This window comes from Acidithiobacillus concretivorus (genome assembly GCF_018853445.1).
Lineage (GTDB): Bacteria > Pseudomonadota > Gammaproteobacteria > Acidithiobacillales > Acidithiobacillaceae > Acidithiobacillus > Acidithiobacillus concretivorus.
Genome location: NZ_JABELD010000122.1, coordinates 1 through 5,334, shown reverse-complemented (window position 1 = coordinate 5,334; position 5,334 = coordinate 1). Strand labels below are relative to the sequence as shown.

Annotated in this window: 6 protein-coding genes and 2 pseudogenes; all 8 read right to left on the bottom strand. The window is 52.4% G+C overall.

Features of this window, described 5'->3' with window-relative positions; translation table 11 throughout:
- Positions 1-92: 92 nt before the first annotated feature.
- Positions 93-1,355, bottom strand: coding sequence for an RNA-guided endonuclease IscB (gene iscB, locus HJG40_RS13230; RefSeq protein WP_215864630.1), 1,263 nt, complete (start codon positions 1,353-1,355; stop codon positions 93-95).
- A gap of 273 nt (positions 1,356-1,628) precedes the next feature.
- Entirely contained in the window at positions 1,629-2,336 is a 708-nt protein-coding gene (locus HJG40_RS13225) for a hypothetical protein (RefSeq protein WP_215864629.1), read from the bottom strand.
- A 35-nt stretch (positions 2,337-2,371) separates the two neighbouring features.
- Positions 2,372-2,521 (bottom strand): hypothetical protein, encoded by a 150-nt coding sequence (locus HJG40_RS13220; RefSeq protein WP_215864628.1) that lies wholly within the window; start codon positions 2,519-2,521, stop codon positions 2,372-2,374.
- Positions 2,514-3,656: an AAA family ATPase gene (locus tag HJG40_RS13215; protein ID WP_215864627.1), complete on the bottom strand. Its 1,143-nt coding sequence runs from the start codon at positions 3,654-3,656 to the stop codon at positions 2,514-2,516. The genes HJG40_RS13220 and HJG40_RS13215 overlap by 8 nt, the downstream gene beginning before the upstream one ends.
- Before the next feature lie 130 nt (positions 3,657-3,786).
- Positions 3,787-4,251: a hypothetical protein gene (locus HJG40_RS13210; protein ID WP_215864626.1), complete on the bottom strand. Its 465-nt coding sequence runs from the start codon at positions 4,249-4,251 to the stop codon at positions 3,787-3,789.
- Positions 4,251-4,703, bottom strand: a complete 453-nt coding sequence (locus HJG40_RS13205) for a DUF29 domain-containing protein (RefSeq protein WP_226857456.1) — start codon at positions 4,701-4,703, stop codon at positions 4,251-4,253. Before HJG40_RS13205 ends, HJG40_RS13210 begins: the two co-directional genes overlap by 1 nt.
- 39 nt (positions 4,704-4,742) lie before the next feature.
- A pseudogene (locus HJG40_RS15475) lies at positions 4,743-4,859 on the bottom strand (type II toxin-antitoxin system TacA family antitoxin); the annotation flags it as partial.
- Between the two features lie 69 nt (positions 4,860-4,928).
- Positions 4,929-5,334: pseudogene (locus HJG40_RS13200) on the bottom strand (RNA-guided endonuclease IscB); the annotation flags it as partial.

Genomic DNA, 5,334 nt, shown 5'->3' with positions numbered 1-5,334 from the left:
CCTCATTCAATCCGCCAAGGCCAAGGCTCGGGGTTACCGCACGCACAAGAACTTTATCAACATGGCCTACCTGATCCTGGGCAAGCTGGATCTCAGGCTACCCACTTGAAATGACGAGGAACCGTCTGGATGTTAAAACTGCCACTGGCGCGAATCGCCACGCGACCCAGATATGTTCCCGCTTTTTTGCCGGTCGTGACCACGGCCTTGACCCTATCTCCGGTCTGAAAGCCGAACACACTCTTGCTCCGCATAAGGTATCCACGCGGAAAGCCGTGTTTTGTGAGACGTGTGCGCTGATAGCTACCGCGTCCGGTGGCTTTGATGGAAAGCACGGGCTGTTGCCAGTTTTCCATGCCGTCCACATGCCCTACGCAGGCCGCATCCAGGCAGTGCGCCTTGGGAACATGGATCCGCTTGCGATTCCACTTCGTTCTGCCGCCTGTGCCGACTTCCACATCGAGGCCGGTATCCTTGAGGCGGCGGAACAGCGCCCAACGTGTTGCGTTCACGGCAGCAGCATCCCTCAATGGGGCCTTGCGTTGTGCTTCGATACGCGCCAGACGTTTCGGATCGCGGGCCAGATACTCCCGTACATCCTGATTATTCTTGTGCTGGTTGCAGGGCACGCAGGCCAGCGTCAGATTCGACACCCGATCACTGCCACCTTTGCTCTTGGGGTGGATATGGTCGATGGTCAGCGGGGTATGCTCTGCATCGCAATAGACGCACTTGCGGCCCCATTTCTCCAGTAGATACTCGCGCACCTCATAGCCGAACAGGGTGCCGTGCTGGTACTCCGCACCACTGATCTCCGGGTTCTGCAAAGCCTGGGTATCGAAGCGATGCAGCAGGGTGGACAGAGCCACGACAGGGGCCCAACGCTGTAGGCGGGATACGCAGGCCATCGTGGTATCCACCCGATGTTGCAGGCTTGGAGCCAGCCAGCCCGCAGGCTTCGTGCGATTGTCGAAGCGGGCGGGACGGTAACGCAGTTGATTCCGACGAAAACGCCGATGGCTCCTGCGGCTGGTGAGCGCATCCCGGATCGCATGACCCCGATGCTGCAATTCCAGCAGCATGACCACGACCAGCTTACGGATGACTTCACCCGTATCGGCATCCACACTTTCCTTTTCGCGTACCAGAGAGATCCCGGTGGTCTTGCTGCCGGGAGCCACTTTCAGACGCAGGGGTTGCAGGACCGAATGCTCCTGCAAACGATCCACCAACCGGATGGTGAACGGAACCATGCGATGCACCCGCGCCCGTCCACGCTCCAGCAGCAACCGTGCGCGTTTCTCCGAGCACGGCATCAGCGGTTTCTTTCTCTTGTCCAAAACAAATACGGCCATTTACTACTCCGTTAAAAAGTCCTTACGGACGCTTGTGACTCTGGCTTGCGCCAATATCCCCTCGGAAATGTCTGTAACCGGCTCCCTCTTGCGAGGCGACTGGAACCTTCGGGCTTTTACCTTTGCCCAGCATGATTCCGGCCTTGCAGAGCGGCGAACTGAGGAAGCATTCGCCGGTGCGTCTTAACGACCTGTTACCAACGTAGCGGGTTGGCTACCGCTTTCCCTGGTCAACCGAGCCTGCGTACTGCCTGGCAAGCTCCGTCCTTCACTTCAGGGCGGGGTAGTTGACCCTTGGGCCTGCAATTTCTGGTTGGTATCCACGAGTATTTTAGCAATGACTGCGCTCTGGCTCGACAGGTACACGTTGTCTGCTTTCGATGCGGATCCGTTATAGGTGAACGACGCATGATCGCTACCGGTTATCTGTTTCCTGACTGAGATTGGATACGATTTGGAGAGAACTTTATCGCCCTTTGGATTTGTGACCGTAACCACGTCATCCATGTGACCGATAACATGGAAGTAGCGTGGCGAAAAATTACCGTAAAAAGGGATCAGTTGCATTGCCATCGTATGACCCTCATCATAATTCAGAAGAAACATATAGTGATGCTTCACCATTGGAATCATGTGGGTATGAATGACAATATCAGCGGGTGGATCCGCGACGACTTTCGCACCTTCTTCTGTCAATGCTTCTGCCATTAGCTTGTTGTAATCCTGAATGGATGTTTTTGAATCAAGCGTTGTGTGACGACAGGCTTTTCTGACTATCGTGAGATCAGAACATTCCGGATCGTTAAATTTGTCGCCGGTTGTTGTAGTAACCAAAGCCACGGTTTTATCCGCTAGAGGCGAGTTCTGAACGGCAGGGCCGTTGTAGGAAACCTTGGGCATGGGCACCGTTGTCGCGCATCCTGAAAGGAATGCAACGGCAGCGATGAATCCAGCGAGGCGAAGTGTTTTTGTGTGGCGCATTGAGTTTTCCTTCTTTAATCAAGTTTGTATGTATATTACCAAGTCCACTCTTTGTCGCCATCATCCAGCGGCAGGTCGCTTAATGGTTCCACGTCCATTTGCGGATCATAAGACAGAAACCATCCGGCATGCGGGGCTTGTCGCGCACTTTGGTCATCCAAAATATCCAATCCGTAGTCACGCATTATTTTCCCCTTGCCTTGTAGGTGGCCATCCCCCATTTTCTGCTTTTTTAAGATACCACCTGTGCATGGCGGCATCGCTTACTGAATACTCTCCCATGGCAGACTTCCAGATCATTGGATGATTTTGGTCCCTTAAAGTCTGTATCGTTTTTTGGACGTTCGCAATCGAGGGCTTTTTTGCCGTTTTTTCAGCGTAAAAATCCAAAGCGGCGGCGTCATACGGACGGAAATTCTCTCCCATTTCCAGCATTCGCCAAATGATAGCCTGACCCAGTGGTGTCAGTGCCAAAAATCCGTTTTTCATTTCATCTTCATCGCGCTTTTGCCGTAGTAGGGCTTCATCCATTACCTTGCATTCAAAGCGTTCCGATGTGCTGGCTAAAGGGCTGATGGCATCAGTAACTGCAGTCATAATGAGTTGGGGGCGGTTTCCAAATAGCTGAAACGCCCGGAAAAGGGTGTTCACATCGACCGGAATCAGATCGGGGCGCACAGCTTCAATTTCTTGCGCGATGAACGCGATGAAGTTCTGGTCCAGCTCAGGCATGTGCCCTACCTGCGACCCAAAAAACGGGGATGAATTGCCATGTACCAGGTGCAGTAATTTATCCCGGTCGGATCCGGACATTATCAGCATGAGCTGAACAAGGCCGGGAGCGTTGATCTGATCTCGTGCTGATTTCAAGGCAACCATAGTATTACGTCCGCGCTCGCTGGTCAGTGCGTGTTGCGCCTCGTCTATTATTAAAGCAACCGGGCTTTTGGCGGCCTCTATCATTGCGCGTAGGGCATCCGTCAAGGTAATGGTGTCTGGCTGATCGGGACGGTTAAACCCCAATGAAACGCCCGGAATGGTCACTTTGTCCAATCTGGTGTTCCTGGCGATCTTGTTAAAGGCTGTGTTTGTATTAGCCAAGGCTTTGCCAATGGCATCAGCGATAATAAGACCGGGATCGCCGTCAAGATCGGACCAGAGATCCACATAGATGACATGCACCCCTTGCTGTTCCAGTGCGGGTTTAAGATCCATACGCAAGAAAGTGGTCTTTCCTGTTCTGCGCGGAGCCGCCAGAAACAAACCATTGTGGGTATCCCCAAACAAGGTTTTACCCATACAGGATTCGATCATTTCCATGGCGAGTCTGGGTCTTGGAAAGTGTTTCAAGAAATTATACCTGTTTTATACCAAGAAAGTATAAGTTATAGTATCACGGTATAAAGTAATGATCCAGGGTATTGCAACATGAGTTTGTGGGGGAATGCCGTTAGGCTTTTCTAAGCATTCCGTTGCCCCAGAAAATGAAGAAAACCCCAAGAATGGTGACGGGAAAATCCAGGATGAGATTGTTCTGTGCCTGCGTTTCTGCGTTTTCTATTTTCGCAATAGCAAGTTTCAGGAAAAATGGAGAGGACAAGAGCATCCCAACAAGACCGTTCTCGATACTGTTTCCCTGGACCTCTTGCGCTCGCAGGGCTGCTATTTTTTGGGGCGTATAAGAAGCTATCTGCTTTAATGCCGATCTTTCGGTATGCCAAATATGGATGTTTGTGTATGTATTGTATCCACCCCAACCAGTCATACCCAATCCCGATAACAGGAAAATAATCCCCCAAACAATCATATATACAGATCTCGGCCCGGCGCTGTTGCGAATGGAGCTTGTGGTTTCGGGCAACTTGCGGAAGGCCCACGGATTTTTTGCCGGAATGTCTTTGTTCTTCTTGAACATTATTCTGGCCACCAGTCAGCTAACACTTGTGCCGGATCCCAGACCGGAGTGACAGGGAAAGCGGATTCAGGCAGACCAGTTTCGATTACCGCCAACCGTCTGGCATCGCTCCATTCGCTTGTTACCGCACCATGCGCCACCGATTTCAAACTCGGAGATTGCTCCAGAACCTTGGCTAAATCCTTGCGTTGTACGAGGATTGTAGATTGCCAACTCGCAGTGCGTTTCCCAGGCTGGTACGCCCATTTTAACAAATGAAGCAGAATAACACCCACACGACTTTCGACTTCTCGGCGATCACGCTTACCCATGGACTCCAATTCCTCAGCCGTGTTTTCCCAATCCATCCACAGAGGGCGAAAAGTCCGTAATGTCTGGGCTTGCTGCTGTGTCCAGGCGTAAAAATCCTGGTCGTATGGTGAATGATGGTCAATGTTTAGTGCAGTGGACATATTGCCCCCCTTAAAGTCCCGTATCTTCAACATTGCCTGCTTCAATCGCTCGCTGGGTTCAGGCGGGTTAATAAGCGCCTCGAAGAATGTTTCCCGATCACGATCAGACAACACCAGTGTTTCATGTTCCGCGATAGTCTGACGTGCCACATCCATCAGAACCCAGCGCGGGTACTCCAGCTAAAACGCAATGCGTTTAGCTGGAGCGGAAGCGCCCCTCCGTATTTAACTGTACGCATAACCGTCATTCCTCTGTAGAATTTTGAGATAATTGGGATGCACATTGATGGGTTTGTCATGCCCCTTGGCCTTCAGCGCAAACGACGGACGAAAACGAATGGCGATGCGTCCGACATGCGTACCAGCGTATTTCCCTTTCTGAATCACCGCCCGCACCAGATCGCCGGTTTGGTATCCCAGAAAGGATTTAGCACCGGCCTTGTGCCCGACCGGAAACCCGTATCGGTTCAGTCGCGCCCGTTGCCGCTCGCCGTGGCCCATAGCACCCATCTGCAGGGGCTTGTGGGCTGAACCCAGCCTGACCTCGGTACCACTTTCTCCAGCACAGGCGGCCTCTATCCAGTGCGCTTTTGCATAGCCCAGCCGCTTGCGGTTCCACTTGCTCCTCGCT